Here is a 17,716-nt window from a genome sequence, read left to right as displayed (position 1 = left end):
GGATGTCCTAAATTAAGGTCTTTGTACTTTTAGATAAAATTTTTTAGATGAACGCAAGATCAGAGCAACTGAAGGCTTTTGATAGGCTGTTGAGCATCATGGACGAGCTTCGCGCCAAGTGTCCGTGGGATAAAAAACAGACTATGGAATCGCTACGTCATTTGACTATTGAGGAAACTTATGAATTGGGTGATGCCATTTTGGACAATGACCTCGAAGAGGTCAAAAAAGAGTTAGGCGATTTGTTACTGCACATTGTGTTCTATGCCAAGATTGGTTCAGAAACAGAAGATTTTGATATTGCTGATGTAGCCAATGATATTTGTGAGAAGTTGATTAACAGACATCCGCACATTTATGGTGATGTAAAAGTTGATAATGAACAACAGGTACAACAAAATTGGGAGAACATTAAGCTCAAAGAGGGGAAAAAAAGCGTGCTTCAGGGAGTTCCAAGTAGTTTGCCCGCCCTTGTAAAAGCAAATAGGATTCAGGAAAAAGTTTCCGGTGTAGGTTTTGATTGGGAACGACCAGAACAAGTTTTTGAAAAAGTAAAAGAAGAATTGTCCGAACTTCAAACAGAGATCCAACTTGGAAATCAAGATAGAACGGAATCTGAATTCGGTGACGTACTGTTTTCTATGGTCAATTATGCCCGATTTTTGGATGTAAATCCAGAAAATGCCTTGGAACGCACCAATAAGAAGTTCATCAAGAGATTTCAATATCTTGAAAGCAAGGCAAAGGAGGCCGGAAAAACTCTAAAAGAAATGACGCTTTCGGAAATGGATGTTTTTTGGGAAGAGGCTAAAACGCAATAATTTAGGAGGTTGTTGGATTTTTTATCATAAAAGTTTGCAGCGATAAAAACAAAATTTTTTAGGCTTGCACGTATCGGTTGAGCTATGGTTTCGTTGCGGAATCGTTCGTTAGGACATTCCGAGATAACCTAGCCATCATTGCAAGATAAGAATTTCCGTTTAGGAAATTCCGTCGCAATGAAGTATAACCGTTGTTGGCATTTCGTATTTTATTTTTTCCGTTTATAATGATTCTGCGTTATTTGATTCAGAAACGTTTTTGTTCCAATCAGTTCAAAATTCAGTTCGTTTGGCAGTTCCGCAAACAAGGAAGAACCACCACCTAATAAAATAGGAATTGTTGTAAGTACCATTTCATCTATCAAGTCCGCTTTTAGAAAATTCCTGATTGTTGTTCCTCCGTCAATGTATAATCTTTCATATCCTTTTTCGTGAATTTGGTCTAAAATTTCCGTTAATGTTCCTTTTACCAAATAGGCTTTGTCTTTATGGGAATCAGGTATTTCTTTTAGTTTATTACTCAATACGAAAACAGGTTTGTTATATGGCCAGTCGACATCAAATCCGAGGACAGTTTCAAATGTTGTTCGTCCCATCACAAGTGCGTCAATTCCGTTTGTGAAATTCACATATCCCATATCATCATTATCTTGATTTGGAATAGAATTAAGCCAATCAATTCCCCCATTTTTATCTGCGATGTATCCGTCTAAACTTGTTGCGATAAATACACTATTCTTTTTATTCATTTTTTTCTTTCGTGTTCTTTGTCAATGTGAATGCCAACGCTTCCGCTAAAAATCGTTTTAATGATTGTTTAGCAACCGATACTGAAACAAGTTCAGTACAGGTAAGTGAAGTTCGGGAAATTTCACCTAAGATTCAAGGGCTAGTTGATGGATTTGAATTGTGAATTCATGAATTTGGAGATAAAGAATTGAAAAAAACCAAAAGTTTAACCATTCCAACTGACTATCTTTACGCTTCTTAAATTTTAGCTTTGTTTCAGGGGTACATAAAAGAATTTTCCTATAACTTAAGATTGGCTTATCCCGTTATTTTGGGCATGTTGGGGCATACCTTTGTAGCATTTGCGGACAACATTATGGTAGGGCAATTGGGTACGGCAGAACTTGCTGCTGTATCCCTGGGAAATAGTTTTGTGTTTATTGCCATGTCTTTAGGTATAGGATTTTCTACGGCAATAACCCCTTTGGTTGCCGAAGCAGATGGCGCTGGCAATGTGGCCAATGGGAAAAGTGCGTTAAAACATGGATTGGTCCTCTGCACCATATTGGGAGTTTCACTTTTTGGTATCATTTTGCTTTGCAAACCGCTAATGTATCATATGAAGCAACCTGCCGAGGTGGTTGAATTGGCAATTCCATATTTGGAATTGGTTGCCTTTTCATTGGTGCCCTTGATTGTGTTTCAGGCGTTTAAACAGTTTTCTGAAGGGCTTTCCCAAACTAAATATCCCATGTATGCTACGGTACTGGCGAATGTGCTCAATATCGTAATCAACTACTTGCTGATTTTTGGGTCGTTCGGATTCCCAAAATTGGGCATTGTTGGCGCGGCCATTGGAACCCTGGTTGCACGATTTGTTATGGTGGCGTATATCTGGTTTTTGTTGAAGCGAAAAGAGAAATTCCAGCCCTATATTACCAAGTTCAATTTTAGATTGATTGAGAAAAAGGTAATGCGGAAGATTATTAGTTTGGGCTTTCCATCAGCGCTTCAAATGTTTTTTGAGGTTGCCATTTTTACTGCAGCTATTTGGTTGAGTGGAGTGCTTGGAAAAAATGCCCAAGCTGCAAACCAGATTGCCTTGAACTTAAGCAGCATGACCTTCATGGTCGGAATGGGTTTGAGTGTTGCTGCGATGGTACGGGTAGGAAACCAAAAAGGATTACAAAACTTTAAAGATTTAAGAAGAATAGCGGAATCAATTTTTTTCCTAACATTATTGCTGGAGATTGTATTTGCTGCCATTTTCCTTTTAGGAAGACATTGGTTGCCCACCATCTATTTAGATGTCGATGACATGGTGAACCAAATGGATAACACGGAGGTAATCATTATTGCGGCTAAATTATTACTTGTAGCAGCATTTTTCCAGATTTCAGATGGAATACAGGTTGTTGTTTTAGGAGCATTGCGTGGACTACAAGATGTGAAAATACCCACTTTAATAACCTTTATTGCCTATTGGCTCATTGGTTTTCCCATTTGCTATTATTTTGGGTTGTTCACAGAATTGAAGAGTACAGGTATATGGATGGGCCTTTTATTGGGGCTCACAGCATCAGCGGTAATGTTGTATATTCGATTTAATTACCTGACCAAAAAACTAATTAAAAGCAAACAAGATTCCGAAGGAATCGAATAGATTAAGCATGGAATTACCCAAGTTTCTTTTAGGTGATAATACAGATCATCCAAACTCAATTTTTATAGTACATACCGAATACCCGCGTTTCATTATCAATCTTGAAAATGATGAAGTAGAATGGTTGGAAGAATTTTCCAAGGAAGATGAAACTGAATTGGCCGAAGAAGCAGAAAATCTGATTGAGGCGGCAACCGCATTTTACGATAGGGAAGTTTCACGATACGATAACTAATGCTCGAAGAACTCATACAGTGGGACCAAGAGATGTTTTTGTTTCTGAATGGACTCGGAACACAAACTTGGGATGCGTTTTGGATGTTTATGACCAAGACCCGAAACTCTGCCCCCTTGTATGCATTACTATTGTACCTGACCTATAAAAACTTCGGATTAAAAGGAACCGCAATTGTTTTGGTAAGCATCGCCTTATTGATTACCTGTACCGATCAACTGTCCAATTTCTTTAAATATGGTGTTGGTCGCTTGCGACCATGTCATGATCCAGAAGTAAATGGGGTCATGCGTTTGGTCAAAAGTTATTGCGGAGGAAAATTCGGTTATTTCTCTGCCCATGCAGCAAACTCTTTCGGTCCGGCCACTTTTTTTGCAATTTTATTTCATAAAAAGGTTAAATATATAGGATTGGTTCTGGTTATTTGGGCATGTATTGTCGCCTACAGCAGAATATATATTGGAGTACACTACCCATTGGATGTTTTGACTGGAATGCTGGTCGGAATCTTTTTTGGATGGGTATTTGCCAGGTTGGCTATATTTGCATTCCAAAAATTGGGAACATGATATCATCGGTCAGATATTGGTTTTTACTTTCCCTAGTCGTTCTGGTGTATGTAGCCGGGATGTTTGTCACCCTTTTCGAAAATGATTCGGCACAATTTGCGGTCATGGCCATGCGTATGGTACAAGAAAATGATTTCTTTACCCTGATCAAGGGTACCGAAGAATATTTGGACAAGCCGCATATGCATTATTGGTTGGCCGCCTTGTCTTTTAAAATCTTTGGCATTTACGATTGGGCATATCGGATTCCCGCAATTTTGGTGGCCTTATTAGGGGCATGGAGTTGTTTTGGACTTGGAAAATTGCTTTACAGCAAGGATGTGGGCAAGCTTTCTGCACTTGTTTTTATGACCGCCCAAACCATTGTCCTCAGTAATATTGATGTAAGAACTGATGCGGTATTAACCGGATTCACCATCTTTTCTATTTGGCAATTGGCCTCATATATTGAAAAAAATAAACTTCATAATATTTTGTGGGGAGCCCTAGGGGCGGGACTGGCATTTTCCACCAAAGGACAGATTGCATTGGTGGTCATTGGTGTTTCAATTTTATGCCATTTGGCATACACCAAAAAATGGAAAAGTTTATGGAGCTGGAAGGTATTTCTAGCCGTGCTGGTTTTTGGTTTGACCATTACCCCAATGTTGTACGCCTATTACCTTCAATTTGATTTACATCCAGAAAAGATTATCAGAGGTAGAGATAATAGAAGTGGGATATTTTTTATTCTTTGGGAGCAGAGCTTCGAAAGAATGAGCGGTCAGGGAGTGGGAAAAAATAGCAGCGATTTCTTTTTCTTTTTCCACACATTTCTATGGGTTTTTCTTCCGTGGACCGTGATTGCGTTATTAGCTTATTGGACACAGGTAAAAACATTTTGGAAAACGAAACTTGCCTATAAACCTAATACGGAATTTTTGACCGTTGGAGCCATCACCATTCTATTCTTTCTTATTAGCCTGGCCCAGTTCAAGCTTCCACATTATATAAACATTCTTATCCCGTTATATTCCGTACTAACAGCGGCATACCTGATCAAGGTATATGAGAAATCCAAGAAGAAGACGTTGAAAGTTCTTCTTGGGGTTCAATATTTCATCCTCAGTTTGGTATTCATATTTACATTGTTGGCATGTTTTTATGTTTTCGATTTTAATGGTGTTCAATACTATTTAATGTTACTGATCTTGTTTATGGTGATATGCCATTTTTGTCTTAAACGAGAAGAATATTTTAAGAGGATCATTACATTGTCCGCCTACAGTTCAATTTTATTGAATGTGGTGTTGAATCTACACTTTTACCCATCACTTTTAGAATATCAAGCAGGTTCTACCATGGCCGAAAAAGTCATGGAGCACAACATTCCAACCGATGATATTTACAAGATTTCCGATAGGCATACCTGGGCTCTAGATTTTTATAATCAAAACCCGGTCAATATCATTTCGGTTTCCGATTTGGAAAACAAACCCAAGGCATGGGTGTACGCTACCAATGAAGAATTGCAAAAATTAAGAAATGCCGGGTATCATTGGCACGATGAAATTACCGTTGATCAATTTCGAATCACTAGATTGCAATTGAAATTTCTAAACCCATTGACCCGTCGCGATAAACTCAACAAAATGCATTTGGTGCATTTAGATTAATTTACCGTTTCCAATTTTGGCTTTTTAAAGTGGTAAACTATCCCGAAAAGCGATATCAACGCAGTTATCAGGAAGAAGACAAAACTGATGCTTATTGACGAACTAGCATCCAATTCCAACCATTTTGCTCCATACAAAAAAGTGACTTCCCTGCTTCCAATACCACCTATGGTCAGCGGTATGACCGATACAATGGAAGATACCAAAAAGATGAACAAATATTCCACCGTTTGAAGGTCAATTGAAAGTGATTTCAGTATGCAAAGAATACAAATGAGTTGTGATAACTGTATAAATGCCGAATAGACTAAAGATTTCCAATAAATGGGCAACGCATACGAGAAAAACCGCTTATTGAGCCACCAAAAAACCACTATGCTCAAAGGAATTCCGGTAGCAAAGACCCAGTTATAAGTTTTAAAAATCGATTGCTCAAGCATTAGGGCCAAAATACAGGCATAGATAAAAATCAACAACATCCCGCTTAATCGGTCAAGCAGCAGAACAGAAACCACTTTTTTGGTGCCGGATTGGTATTTCTTTTGAATAACGTAGCCCTTGTACGCATCGCCACCAATTCCGCCCGGTAAAAATAGATTGTAGAACATCCCAAGCAGGTATAATTTTAGGTTGCTCAACTGGGATATTTTAACTTCGATTTGATGAAAATAGAGATTAAGTCTAAAAGCTGCCAAAACCTTGGACAGCACCACAAGTAAAACACCTAGAACCAGATAAAGTGGATTACTGTCCTTCAGGGTTTTTACAACATCCTGAAACTGAATTTTGGTAAAAATAAAGTAGATCAGCGCTGCACTGACAACAATCTTTAATGCTGTAATTAATCTTTTACGCAGCTTTTCCGTCACCGATGGTTATTTTTTTTACGCGATACGGTCTTTTTTGTTGCGATTCATAGTAGGTTCTGATGAGCAATTCCATCACAATACCAATGGTAAACAATTGAATTCCACCCAGAATGAACATCATTCCAAAAATCAACAATGGTCTGCTTCCAATATCCTCTCCGAAGCCTAGTTTTACAATCAATAAATAAATATTAATGAAAAAACCGAGTATGATAAGGAGTACACCAAAAATTCCAAAAAGATGGATGGGTCGTTGAAAATACTTTCGAATAAAAAGCAAAAGCATCATATCGGCTACGACCTTAAAAACTCGCTCCAACCCATATTTTGAAACCCCAGCATGTCGCGCATGGTGCTTAACGGGCACTTGCTTTATCTGCCCACCTTCCAAATAGGCCAAAAGGGTAATAAAACGGTGCATTTCGCCATACAGATTTAACCCTTTGGCAATGTCTTTGGTAAAAACTTTTAGCGCACAACCGTTATCCTTGATATCCAATTTGGTCACCCTTCGCACCAAAAAGTTGGCAATTTTTGAAGGTATTTTTTTTACAAGTGAATCTTTCCGTTTTTGCCGGATTCCTGTTACAACATCATACTCCTCGGTAACCGCATGCCCCAACATTTGCGGAATATCCGAAGGGTCGTTCTGCAAATCACCATCCATGGTAATAATGTATTCACCTTCTGCATAATCGATTCCAGCTGCCAAGGCCAAACTCTGGCCATAATTCTTTTTAAGCTCTATCAAATGGACTTTGTGATCATCCATATCTTTGACCACTTTTCTGGTATTGTCAGTGGAAAAATCATCGACATAAACGATTTGGTAGTTGTAACCTTCTAAATTCTCATGAATTTTTTCGGTCAACAAGACCACATTGTCCTCTTCGTTGTACAATGGAACCACAATGGATAGTAGGGAATCGGTGACAGTGCTCATGTATTGGCTTATGATCTGGGCAAATTTACTTCTTTTATTTAAGTTCCCCAGTTATGTTTTCCAATAGCTTTTTTGCCGCATAAAACGGGGATATTTTATGTTCTTCGACCGCCTTCAACATTTCTTCCTGAACTTTTTTAAAGGACTGTTTCTGATGGAAATATTGTTTTAATCGTTCATCCACGGTTTGAATGAACCAGTTTTTGTTTTGATTTTTCCGATTACTTTCAAAATGTCCACTCTTTTTACCCTGATATACAAAGTTTTCTATCATTTCCCATATCTCAACGATTCCGGTCTGTTCAACAGCCGAACAACGAAGTACCTTTGGTGTCCATCCATTTTCTTTGGGCGGATACAGGTGAAGCGCTCTTGAAAACTCAACTTCTGCTAGTTTGGCCTTTTCGAGGTTGCCACCATCCGATTTGTTGATGGCAATGGCATCGGCCATTTCCATAATGCCTCGTTTAATACCTTGTAATTCATCCCCCGCACCGGAAAGTTTTAACAATAGAAAGAAATCGACCATGCTGTGCACCATGGTTTCACTTTGGCCTACACCAACGGTTTCCACTAAAATAATATCATAACCAGCGGCCTCACAGAGAATAATACTTTCCCTTGTCTTTTGAGCGACACCGCCCAACGATTCACCGGAAGGTGAGGGTCGTATAAAAGCATTTGGATCTTTAGAAAGGCCTTGCATCCGGGTTTTGTCACCCAAAATGCTTCCCTTGCTCAACGTACTTGTCGGATCCACAGCCAAAACAGCTACTTTTTTTCCCAATTGGGTCAAAGTTTTACCGAAAACCTCAATAAAGGAGCTCTTTCCTACTCCTGGAACCCCTGTAATTCCAATTCGGACACTATCATTGGATTTGGCGAGACATTGCTCAATAAGTGAATTGGCCTTTTCAAAATGTTCGGGATTTGAACTTTCAATAAGCGTTATTGCCTTGGCTAGATATGCTTTGTCACCCTTAAAAACACCTTCTAGCATCTGCTCCGCTGGGATATCTTGCTTTCGAAGCTTTTTAATTTTGGAAACTTGGGAAGAAATATGTTGTTCGTTTGCCAAGGCGATAATTACTATTGTTGAGCACTAAGGTATAAAGTTTTGATGGGTTTTTGGAATACATTTTATCAGGATATGGTAATATGAATGCAGCCTTTTTTAGCATTTATATGTTAAAAAAGACCAAAATTGAGACTATTTTGCAACGCTCCCTTTTTTATTTCGTCCTTAACTTGAACAGCTAGAATACCAAACACCAAAACCGACCATGTTTCAGATTGAACTGGTAGAAAAATGCAAGGCCAACGATCGCCAGGCACAATTAAAGCTTTACAAGCAATATTGTGATGGTATGTATGGCGTGGCCCTACGTTTTCTGAAAAATCCGCATGACGCAGAGGACGTATTGCAGGATGCTTTTATAAAAGCTTTTCAACGAATAGATCAATTTAAGGGAGAGGTTACGTTTGGGGCCTGGTTGAAAAGAATTGTAATAAATGGAAGTATCGATTTTTTAAAGTCGAAACACCAAAAAACGGTAGAATTAAACGAAGGACATATTCATGTGGTAGATGATGATGATTGGACGGTAGAGGAAGGAATTTCATTGGATAAAGTTAAAGAGGCCATTGAGAACCTCTCGGAAAAATATAGATATGTGGTGCAATTATTTCTGGTCGAGGGATATGACCACAATGAAATTTCAGGAATATTAGGAATTTCGGAGACCGCCTCCAGAACCCGATTGTTACGTGGTAAAATGCAATTAAAAGAATCATTAAAGGACAGAACTTATGGCACAGGATCTTAGAGAATTGTTCGCAAAAGAGAGAGAGCAAGATAAAAAAGTGATGAAAGCAGGGCACGAGGCTCGGTTTTTATCCAAATTGGAGGAAAAGATCCCACTGGGTAAAGGGGAAGTTGAATCTAAATCTAAAACCAGGGTTAAGTCATTCTTCTGGCTTCGGATTGCAGCATCAGCGGTTGTGTTGTTAGGTTTGGCAGCTTATTTTATCTATGGCAAAACTGGCACAGAGGAACCCAAAGTGGAAATTGCCGATATCCAAAATACTAGTGAACAACGCACGGGCATTTCATTGGGTGACCTTTCACCCGATTTGAAAAAGGTGGAGAGCTATTACGTAACCAACATCAACCTTCAACTTTCGGATTTGGAATTTACTGGAAACAATAAAGCTATTATTGATAGCTATATGCTGCGACTTTCGGAATTGGACAAGGAATACAGAAGACTTACGGTTGAACTCAATGATATTGGACCCAATGACGATACTATAAACGCCTTGATCCAAAACCTACAGTTACGATTACAATTATTACAAAAATTAAAATCAAAGTTAAATCAATTAAAATCATCAAAAAATGAACAGGAACCCGCAAATATTGTTTAGTGTTTTTCTTTTCGGTCTGATCGGAATTGTCTGTCAGGCTCAGGAAAAATCGAAAACGTACAAAGAGACCTTTAATGTGGACAAGGAGACGGTTTTGAACATCGATACCAGTCATGCCGACATTGAATTTGAAACTTGGGACAAAGACCAAGTAGAAATTATCGCCACCGTTGAGCTTGAAGGAGCTACAGAAGAGGAGGCCAAGACTTATTTTGAAAGAGACGTTGTGAAAATCCTAGGCAACAGCAAGGAAATCCAGATTAAAACGGTGGGCAACAGTTTTAGTGTCTTTTCTGGCGATATGTTGGAGCACGATTTTGACTTCGTAGTACCAGATGTATCCTTTGTTGCACCACTTATGGAGAACATGGTGATTCCAGAACTTCCGGAAATGCCAGAAATGCCAGAAATGCCAGAAATAATGGTAATTCCCGAGATGCCACCATTACCACCTATTCCACATATCAATTTTGACTACGATTCCTATAAAAAAGATGGGGATAAATACCTAAAACAATGGAAGAAGGAATTTGACAAGAACTTTGATAAGAAGTATCACAAGCGCTTTGAAGAATGGAGCAAAAAAATGGAAAAAATGACCGAAGAACGTGAGGGGCAGCGAGAAAAACTTTTGGAAGAGCGCGAAAGAATGAGAGAGGAAGCTCGTGCCTTGAGGAATGAAGCTCGTGCACAACGCGACGAACTTAGGGCAGAACGTGATGAACTTCGTGGGGAAAGAAATAGAGAACGTGTTAGGCTTAGAGAGAATAGGGTATTTAGACTGCAAAGCGGGGACGATTCCAATATATTTTATTTTTCTTCCGATGGAGAGCATAAAAAATATAAGGTTAAAAAGCATATCAAGATCAAAATGCCCAAATCCGTTAAGCTTAAAATGAACGTTAGGCACGGTGAGGTAAAGTTGGCAGCAAATACTAAAAATATAAAAGCAAGCTTGTCTTATGCAAGCTTGCTTGCCTCTACCATTGATGGGGACCGGACAGATATACGGGCCTCCTATTCCCCGGTGGTCGTCCAAAAATGGAATTATGGACAATTAAAGGCCGATTACTCGGATCATATTGATTTAAAAGAGGTGGGAGAATTGACCTTGAATTCTGTTTCGTCCAACGTAACCATAGACCGTTTGATGGATAAGGTCTATATTATCAATAGTCTGGGAGACCTTCGAATAAACTCGGTTTCTGATAATTTTTCCAATGTTGATATTACTGTTGAGAACGGAGAACTGGATTTTGTAATCCCCACAACAGCTTTTTCCATTTATGTGAAGGAAACCTCTTCGGATATTAGTTTTCCTGAAGTTATGACCATTGAATCATCTAAAAATTATGGTACCAACGTACATAAAGGATTCCATATCAACGATAAAACCAATAAATCGGTCAATATAAACTCCAAGTACAGCGAGGTGGTATTGAAAGAATAGCACAATTATGCCAGTATGTAAGTCCCATTAACTTTTCTTTCTTCCTACAAATTACTCCTCAAGTAGCTTTCTTAATCCATCACACTTTAGTGTGATTTTTCCTTTACATACGACTTGAAATTTTCTTTAAATCGATTCAATCGAGGTATTGATACATTTCTGATATAGGAATTATAAGGATTTTTTCTTTCGTAATCCTGATGATATTCCTCTGCCTTATAAAAAACATCAAATGCTGTCACCTGAGTCACAATGGGCCTATCATAAACATTTTTGGATTCTAGAAGGGAGATATAATCCGTGATGATTTTCTTTTGCGCATCATTTTTATAAAAAGCTACCGAACGATATTGTGCACCACGATCTGGTCCTTGTCGGTTCAACGAAGTAGGATCGTGAGAACCAAAGAATACCTGGACCAACTGAGTAAAGGAAATTACCTCTGGATCATAAAATACCTCTACAGCCTCTGCATGTCCTGTTTTTCCATAAGCTACATCTTGATAGGTAGGGTTCTTTTCCGGCCCTCCGGAGTAGCCAGAATATACCTCTTTAACCCCTTTTACGCTTTCAAAAATGGCTTCAACACACCAAAAACAGCCGCTGGCAAAGTAAGCGGTTTCATATTCTTGCAGTTCTTCTGAAGACAGAATTACCTTTTCTACAGGTTTATGTTCGGCAACCGTTGGTTGAACTTTGGGAGTTTTGGATTGACATCCGAAGGATGTGGATAAAATCAACAGTATAAATAAGCTTCTCACTACTTTGTTTTTATGCTTTGTCGCATGGAAATATAATGTATTACTACTAGGAAAAATAATTTTATCAAATAGATATGGCGGACCCTATATCCAACAATATCAACTCCTTTCCTTTGGATCTAAAATGGGATTGTGCTTTGGCTCTGTCCAGCTTAATAGGAGGGAAGGTGTCATAATGATAACCCAGCACCTTGCTGCAATTCACAAAATCACTGGCAATTGAGGCATCTTCATAACCCATGGTGAAATTGTCTCCGATAGGAAATATGGCCAAATCCAATGGGGGACAGGTTTCAGGAATCAATTTCATATCAAGGGTCAATGCGGTATCTCCGGCTATGTAAACACATTTGGAAGGAGTTGTCAATACAAATCCACCTGGATTTCCACCATAGGAACCATCGGGTAGTATGCTGGAATGTATGGCATTTACATATTTTAGAGTTCCAAAATCGAATTTAAACTTTCCGCCATGGTTCAACGGGTGACCATTTATTCCCTTGGTGCTAAACCACTCCACAATTTCATAGTTAGAGATTAAAAGCGCCTCTGGGTTGTTTTTGGCAATAGTTTCTACATCCAAGACGTGATCTTGATGCCCATGGGTAATTAGAATATAGTCCGCCTTTAACGCATTCATATCAATATGAGCTGCCAAACTGTTTCCACTGATAAAAGGATCTACAATTAGCTTGGTGTTTTCTGTTTCGATAAAAAGGGTGGCATGACCCAAGAACGTAATTTTCATGATTTGTGGTTTAAAAATGTTCCAATGTGACGGAAAATGTATTGAAGTTATAAAATCTATAGGTTCAAAACAAAATGTTCAGTCGATGTCCTTACCAAAAAACCAGACCAAATGCACAAGCTGTATCAAAGGCCAGTGCTGCAAAAATCGATGAAATGCACGTGGAATCGACAGCATGTTTTTTATCCTAAAAACGTTTATCGAGGATAAAATGCACTTCAGCCGAAAAAAGTTCCCACACCGAAAAAAAAAGGGCGTTAAGCGAGATAAATCCGGGTCAGGTACCGGACGAGGGTAGATTTACAATGTAAAAACAACCCAAGTCATGAAAGCAATTTTAACCCTTATCGCAGTAATCTTCTTCGGAACTTTAGCAATGGCCCAAGACGCTTCTAAAGAAGTGAAAATTGAAACTACAACTGTTGGTGTTGAATTGGATATTACGATTCAAGAAGAGACCAAAAAGGAAATCAAAGTTGCTAGATTGTACAAATTCAAAAACTCTAGAATTAAAAAAGAGCTTTCTTTTAGAACAAAAAGAAACAAATCTAAATTAGCTTAATCATGATTATGGGAATTGCCATACCGCTTGCAGTATTCTTTAGCACGGCATTTGTTATTGCTTCGATTGCTTTCTCGTTGCGAAAAAAACAAAATCCGCGTGAATAGGTCAAAAAAATTATTGGCTATACAACTTTACACCCCAAACCTCAAATTTAATCCCAAACCTTTTGTTATGATATCAACTATTCTGATCCCGGTTGCTTTATTTTGTAGTTTAATTTTTGTTTCTGTTGCTGTACTGTTTTCTTTACGTCCTGCAAAAGTGCCTTCGCGTCATAAATAATTCCATCTTTAATGGTATAGGTGACACCTCCCACGCGGACAACCTCATTGTCATCCGTTAGTTTGATTGCTCCGGTACCATAAAGTACCTTGAGGTTTTTTAGTGGGTTTTCGGAAACGACTACAAAGTCGGCAAGCTTGCCGACCGCTACTGTACCAATTTTATTATCCATTCCCAATGCCTCAGCGCCATTTAATGTGGCTGAACGAATGATTTCCAAGGGATGAAAACCAGCCTCTCTTAAAAGTTCCATCTCCCGGATATAGGCGAAGCCATACAATTGAAATATAAACCCAGAATCTGACCCTGTTGTCACTCTGCCTCCTCTGTTCTTGTATTCGTTTACAAAAGTCATCCATAATTTGTAATTCTCACGCCAAGCCACTTCTTGTTCTGTGCCCCAGTCGTGCCAATAGGAACCATGCGAAATTTTGCTGGGCTGATAGAAATCCCATAAAGAAGGTAAGGTGTAATCTTCATGCCATTCAGCGCGCCGTGCTCTGTGCAAATCCCGACTTGCTTCATAAATATTGAACGTGGGGTCCAAAGTGAAATCCAGACTGATCAATTCATCCATGACCTTGTTCCAGTGTTCGGAATATGGTTTAGCGGCCTGTTTCCACAGTTTGCCGGCTTCTTCAAACCGATGCTGTTCATTTTGATAGTTGTAATCCAAGGGATAATCTTGTACCGTTCTATCTTCAAATAACGCTTCTGGAAGCCCATACCAGTGCTCCATGCTGGTCAATCCGGCCCGTGCGGAGTGCAATACGTTCCATCGGGCGACATCCAATTGTGCATGGTGACAGGCAGAACGCAAACCTAATTTTTTATTTTCATCCAAAGCTGCCGCCATAATTTCCGGAGGGGCGCCAAAGAATTTAATACCATCGGCTCCACGTTCGGCATTGGCACGAACCCATTTTCTGGCTTGTTCAGGTGTACTGATTGGGGCATCGTTCAAGGGATTAAAACCGCTTGATTTTTGTCCAAAGGCTGTATAAGCCAATATTCTGGGTGCGATAATCTCATTTTTTTTACTTTGTCGTTTCAAGTCCAATGTCCAGTCCACACCGCGCCCAGCAGGTTCCCTGACTGTGGTAATGCCATGCGCCATCCATAGTTTGAACACATAATCGGCCTCTGCACCTTGCCCAATGCCACCAATATGCCCATGCATATCAACAAATCCAGGAAGAAGGTACATACCTTCGCAATTCAATTCTTTGCCACCGGGTTTGAGTTGAGGTCGTTTGGAATTGTCAATTTTGACTCCTGGATAGCCCACTACTTGAATTTTCGTGATTTTGTTTTTCTCTACCACAATGTCCACTGGTCCACGGGGAGGGGCTCCATTTCCATTGATCAATGTTACTCCTCTAATAATGAGTTGAGAAAATGGTCCTTCACTAAGGTTTTCTTGCCCAAAACCAAAAGATAATTGGAACAAGACTACAAGGAATAATAGTTTTTTCATAATGCTGGTTATTCTGGAATTCTAATTTTATCACCTAAAAACAAGGCATTTAAGAACAATCTATTGGTGCCATACCACGACCCCCTAAAATTGGGATTGTCCGCAAAGAGTACCACTCTGCCACTTCCCAACTTACTAACAATAAGTGATGCAGAAGGTTTGAGCTTTTCCTCCATGTTTTTCTTAGTGAGAAAACCATCGATATGAGGGTTTTTGGCATATTTGGCCACCGTGGCATATGCATTTTTACTGGGAGAAAGCCAAACGGTATTGTTTTTATACACCGGAATTGAATCATCCCGATAGCCAAAGGCTAGTGGATGGGTTATATCCAAATCAACTTTTAAAATTACCCCGCCGACTCTTTCCTTACCCAAATTTTCAGGAGCATTAACATAGGGTTTTCTTTGAGTGACCTCAGTGGTATCCTTTTCTTTTTCGGTCAGTTTTTCTTCGATCAATTTTTTATCGATAACCCATTTGGATACGGTTCCTATGGTAATCAAAGTATTGCCCTTACCTACCCATGTTTTTATCTTTTCTTGCTGTTTTTTGTTGAAATCATAACTACCTGAAACCATCACCAACGTATTATATTTATCCAGATTGACCCAACCGAGATTTCTCATCGGGATTTTGGTAATGGGCATGTGTACTCTGGTATCTAACAAATGCCAAACTTCTCCTGCTTCATAAGAGCGGATACCGTTACCAATGATCATGGCAGCCTTTGGTTTTTTTACAGCGGAAACATATCTACTTCCCAAATCAATACCCTTTATGTTATAGCCAGAATTGGTTGCAAATACGGGGACCTGGAATTTCTGCTGTGCTTCTTGGACTCTTTTGAAGACTTCATCCACGTTCTTTTTTTGAAGACTTACAGGAACCACCAATGCACCGTAGTTAAAACTCTTGTTTCCTGAATTGGTTTTGGCGGTAAAGGGTTTAAACGAGCTAGAAACCACCAATCCTTTGGATTGCAGATAGTTCAAAGCTGCTACTGCATTGTAATCGTCATAATCGATGATGTAGGCATAGTTGGACTTTTGAACCGATATCGGTTTCACCAAATTGTCGACCGATGTGATTTTCTCACCAAGATTTAGGGAGGTCACCGGTTTGTACTTCATATTGTAAAAATTGGCCACAGACCAGGCGGAGGCATCGTAATAGACACTGTCACGATATTTTTCATAGGTTTCGAACATGCTCTGAACCATCCGATACTGCGGTTGCCTTGTTGGTACTACAAATTCGTTTCCAGATTTGTACACGTCAATTTTGTGCAGCAATAACTTGTCAATAAAAGCTTTTACCCGATTTGGATCGTGATTGTCTCTAAAGGAATAACCTCTTATTCTACTTTTGGAGGCATTCCCTAACGCGCTTTTAAAGAAATCTTGCTGATATTTTCTTAATAGGGCCTTATTTTCAACTGCTGCCTTTATTGTGGTGATGCTGGACAAATACTGATTTCGAATGGTAAATTGAAAAGTGATTTCACCGAAATCTGTGGTCTGTTTATGCCCCCGTGAACTTGCTTGCTCGAACAATAACCCCAAACCACCTTGAAGATCAGGGTAAGAAGAGCCATAACCAGGATAGGTGCCATCAAACGCTTCTTTGGTAAAGTAAAACGACCCAATGCTATCCAATGCCTTTGCAAAGTAATCTCCGAACAGGTTGTTGAGGTCAATATAGTTTTCTTTAGGCATGATAGGGTTCAAGGATCCATTGTCCTTCATTGGTTCAAAGAAGTACGAGCTTTGTGTGCCCATTTCATGAAAGTCAGTCACAACATTGGGATACCACTCGTGATACCATGCCAATTTGCCTCGGCTTTCTGGATTTATTCCCAATAGCCAGTCACGGTTTAAATCGAACCAATAATGGTTGGTTCTTCCTCTTGGCCAATACTCGTTATGTTCGGCGTCTTGCGGGTCTGCAACCAAAGGATTTCCTTGGTACATATTTGCCCAATGGGTATGCCTATCCCTGCCATCCGGATTTATGGTCGGGTCAATGAAAATTACACCTTTGTTCAAATAATTTAGTACCTCTGGATTGTTCGAAGCTACCAATGTATATGCAGTGAGCATTGCAGCTTCAGAACTAGAAGGTTCATTACCGTGGACATTGTAACCCAAATTGACAAAAATGGGTGTTTCGTCATAATTGGTCGGATTTTGTGATGGATCCGTGAATTGAAGGTGCCTTGCTTTTAATTGACCTAAATTTTTTAGGTTTTCTGGTGTTGTGACTGTTAAAATGACCAGTTTTCTTCCTTCATGTGTTCTTCCATATTCATGAATACTGGCTCTATCTGAAAGTTCTGAAAGCTTGGTGAGGTAACTGACGATTAAATCATGTCGCGTGTGCTTTTCACCAATACCATGGCCCAAGAATTCTTGGGGAGAAGGAATGTTTGAATTAAAAGGGTGGAATTTTTTATAGAAATAATCTTGTGCGGAAAGTGGAGCACTTAGAAATAGTGCTGCCAAAAGCAGTTTTTTGAGCAT

The 17,716-nt window shown here is 39.3% G+C and carries 17 protein-coding genes; 9 read left to right on the top strand and 8 right to left on the bottom strand.

Annotation, left to right across the window (positions count from 1 at the left end; all coding sequences use genetic code 11):
- The first annotated feature begins 47 nt into the window (after nucleotides 1-47).
- On the top strand, nucleotides 48-821 hold the full coding sequence (gene mazG / locus IAG46_RS05640) for a nucleoside triphosphate pyrophosphohydrolase (protein ID WP_190809333.1): 774 nt from the start codon (nucleotides 48-50) through the stop codon (nucleotides 819-821).
- Between the two features lie 209 nt (nucleotides 822-1,030).
- Here mazG and IAG46_RS05635 read toward each other — a convergent pair whose 3' ends face one another.
- Nucleotides 1,031-1,570, bottom strand: a complete 540-nt coding sequence (locus IAG46_RS05635) for a dihydrofolate reductase family protein (protein WP_190809332.1) — start codon at nucleotides 1,568-1,570, stop codon at nucleotides 1,031-1,033.
- A gap of 251 nt (nucleotides 1,571-1,821) precedes the next feature.
- Here IAG46_RS05635 and IAG46_RS05630 point away from each other — a divergent pair, with 251 nt between their 5' ends.
- From IAG46_RS05630 to IAG46_RS05615, 4 genes are read left to right on the top strand one after another with little or no spacing between them, the layout of a single operon-like run.
- Complete coding sequence (locus IAG46_RS05630; protein ID WP_190809331.1) at nucleotides 1,822-3,213, top strand: MATE family efflux transporter; 1,392 nt, start codon at nucleotides 1,822-1,824, stop codon at nucleotides 3,211-3,213.
- Nucleotides 3,214-3,220: 7 nt separating this feature from the next.
- A complete protein-coding gene (locus IAG46_RS05625) occupies nucleotides 3,221-3,448 on the top strand; it encodes a hypothetical protein (protein WP_190809330.1) in 228 nt (75 codons plus the stop codon).
- Nucleotides 3,448-4,017 carry a phosphatase PAP2 family protein gene (locus tag IAG46_RS05620; protein WP_190809329.1) on the top strand — a complete coding sequence of 190 codons (570 nt, stop codon included), beginning with the start codon at nucleotides 3,448-3,450 and terminating at the stop codon, nucleotides 4,015-4,017. Before IAG46_RS05625 ends, IAG46_RS05620 begins: the two co-directional genes overlap by 1 nt.
- Nucleotides 4,014-5,672 (top strand): glycosyltransferase family 39 protein, encoded by a 1,659-nt coding sequence (locus IAG46_RS05615; RefSeq protein ID WP_190809328.1) that lies wholly within the window; start codon nucleotides 4,014-4,016, stop codon nucleotides 5,670-5,672. The genes IAG46_RS05620 and IAG46_RS05615 overlap by 4 nt, the downstream gene beginning before the upstream one ends.
- Here IAG46_RS05615 and IAG46_RS05610 read toward each other — a convergent pair.
- The 3 genes from IAG46_RS05610 to meaB are packed head-to-tail and all read right to left on the bottom strand — an operon-like array spanning nucleotide 5,669 to nucleotide 8,562.
- Nucleotides 5,669-6,541, bottom strand: coding sequence for a lysylphosphatidylglycerol synthase transmembrane domain-containing protein (locus IAG46_RS05610; RefSeq protein WP_190809327.1), 873 nt, complete (start codon nucleotides 6,539-6,541; stop codon nucleotides 5,669-5,671). The genes IAG46_RS05615 and IAG46_RS05610 overlap by 4 nt on opposite strands.
- The gene (locus tag IAG46_RS05605) at nucleotides 6,522-7,484 is read right to left on the bottom strand and encodes a glycosyltransferase family 2 protein (protein ID WP_190809326.1); all 963 of its coding nucleotides are present in this window, start codon (nucleotides 7,482-7,484) and stop codon (nucleotides 6,522-6,524) included. The genes IAG46_RS05610 and IAG46_RS05605 overlap by 20 nt, the downstream gene beginning before the upstream one ends.
- A gap of 34 nt (nucleotides 7,485-7,518) precedes the next feature.
- Nucleotides 7,519-8,562 carry a methylmalonyl Co-A mutase-associated GTPase MeaB gene (meaB, locus tag IAG46_RS05600; protein ID WP_190809325.1) on the bottom strand — a complete coding sequence of 348 codons (1,044 nt, stop codon included), beginning with the start codon at nucleotides 8,560-8,562 and terminating at the stop codon, nucleotides 7,519-7,521.
- 205 nt (nucleotides 8,563-8,767) lie between these two features.
- Here meaB and IAG46_RS05595 point away from each other — a divergent pair, with 205 nt between their 5' ends.
- The 3 genes from IAG46_RS05595 to IAG46_RS05585 are packed head-to-tail and all read left to right on the top strand — an operon-like array spanning nucleotide 8,768 to nucleotide 11,361.
- Nucleotides 8,768-9,310 (top strand): RNA polymerase sigma factor, encoded by a 543-nt coding sequence (locus IAG46_RS05595; protein ID WP_190809324.1) that lies wholly within the window; start codon nucleotides 8,768-8,770, stop codon nucleotides 9,308-9,310.
- The gene (locus tag IAG46_RS05590; protein ID WP_190809323.1) at nucleotides 9,294-9,911 is read left to right on the top strand and encodes a hypothetical protein; all 618 of its coding nucleotides are present in this window, start codon (nucleotides 9,294-9,296) and stop codon (nucleotides 9,909-9,911) included. Before IAG46_RS05595 ends, IAG46_RS05590 begins: the two co-directional genes overlap by 17 nt.
- The gene (locus IAG46_RS05585; RefSeq protein WP_190809322.1) at nucleotides 9,883-11,361 is read left to right on the top strand and encodes a hypothetical protein; all 1,479 of its coding nucleotides are present in this window, start codon (nucleotides 9,883-9,885) and stop codon (nucleotides 11,359-11,361) included. The genes IAG46_RS05590 and IAG46_RS05585 overlap by 29 nt, the downstream gene beginning before the upstream one ends.
- Before the next feature lie 86 nt (nucleotides 11,362-11,447).
- On the opposite strand, the gene msrA is transcribed toward IAG46_RS05585, so the two are convergent.
- Together msrA and IAG46_RS05575 are read right to left on the bottom strand one after the other, a co-directional pair.
- Nucleotides 11,448-12,122 (bottom strand): peptide-methionine (S)-S-oxide reductase MsrA, encoded by a 675-nt coding sequence (msrA, locus tag IAG46_RS05580; protein WP_368668166.1) that lies wholly within the window; start codon nucleotides 12,120-12,122, stop codon nucleotides 11,448-11,450.
- Nucleotides 12,123-12,186: 64 nt separating this feature from the next.
- Nucleotides 12,187-12,870, bottom strand: coding sequence for a metal-dependent hydrolase (locus IAG46_RS05575; RefSeq protein ID WP_190809321.1), 684 nt, complete (start codon nucleotides 12,868-12,870; stop codon nucleotides 12,187-12,189).
- A gap of 325 nt (nucleotides 12,871-13,195) precedes the next feature.
- On the opposite strand from IAG46_RS05575, the gene IAG46_RS05570 reads away from it, so the two are divergent.
- Complete coding sequence (locus tag IAG46_RS05570; protein WP_190809320.1) at nucleotides 13,196-13,432, top strand: hypothetical protein; 237 nt, start codon at nucleotides 13,196-13,198, stop codon at nucleotides 13,430-13,432.
- A 184-nt stretch (nucleotides 13,433-13,616) separates the two neighbouring features.
- Here the strand turns inward: IAG46_RS05570 and IAG46_RS05565 are convergent, their stop codons facing one another.
- Nucleotides 13,617-15,194, bottom strand: a complete 1,578-nt coding sequence (locus IAG46_RS05565) for an amidohydrolase family protein (RefSeq protein WP_190809319.1) — start codon at nucleotides 15,192-15,194, stop codon at nucleotides 13,617-13,619.
- Between the two features lie 8 nt (nucleotides 15,195-15,202).
- The gene (locus tag IAG46_RS05560; protein ID WP_190809318.1) at nucleotides 15,203-17,716 is read right to left on the bottom strand and encodes a M14 metallopeptidase family protein; all 2,514 of its coding nucleotides are present in this window, start codon (nucleotides 17,714-17,716) and stop codon (nucleotides 15,203-15,205) included.

Source organism: Flagellimonas sp. S3867 (assembly GCF_014698935.1).
In the GTDB taxonomy this organism is placed as follows: domain Bacteria; phylum Bacteroidota; class Bacteroidia; order Flavobacteriales; family Flavobacteriaceae; genus Flagellimonas.
The sequence above is the reverse complement of the archived record's forward strand: the minus strand, read 5'-3'. Positions and strand labels throughout refer to the sequence as shown.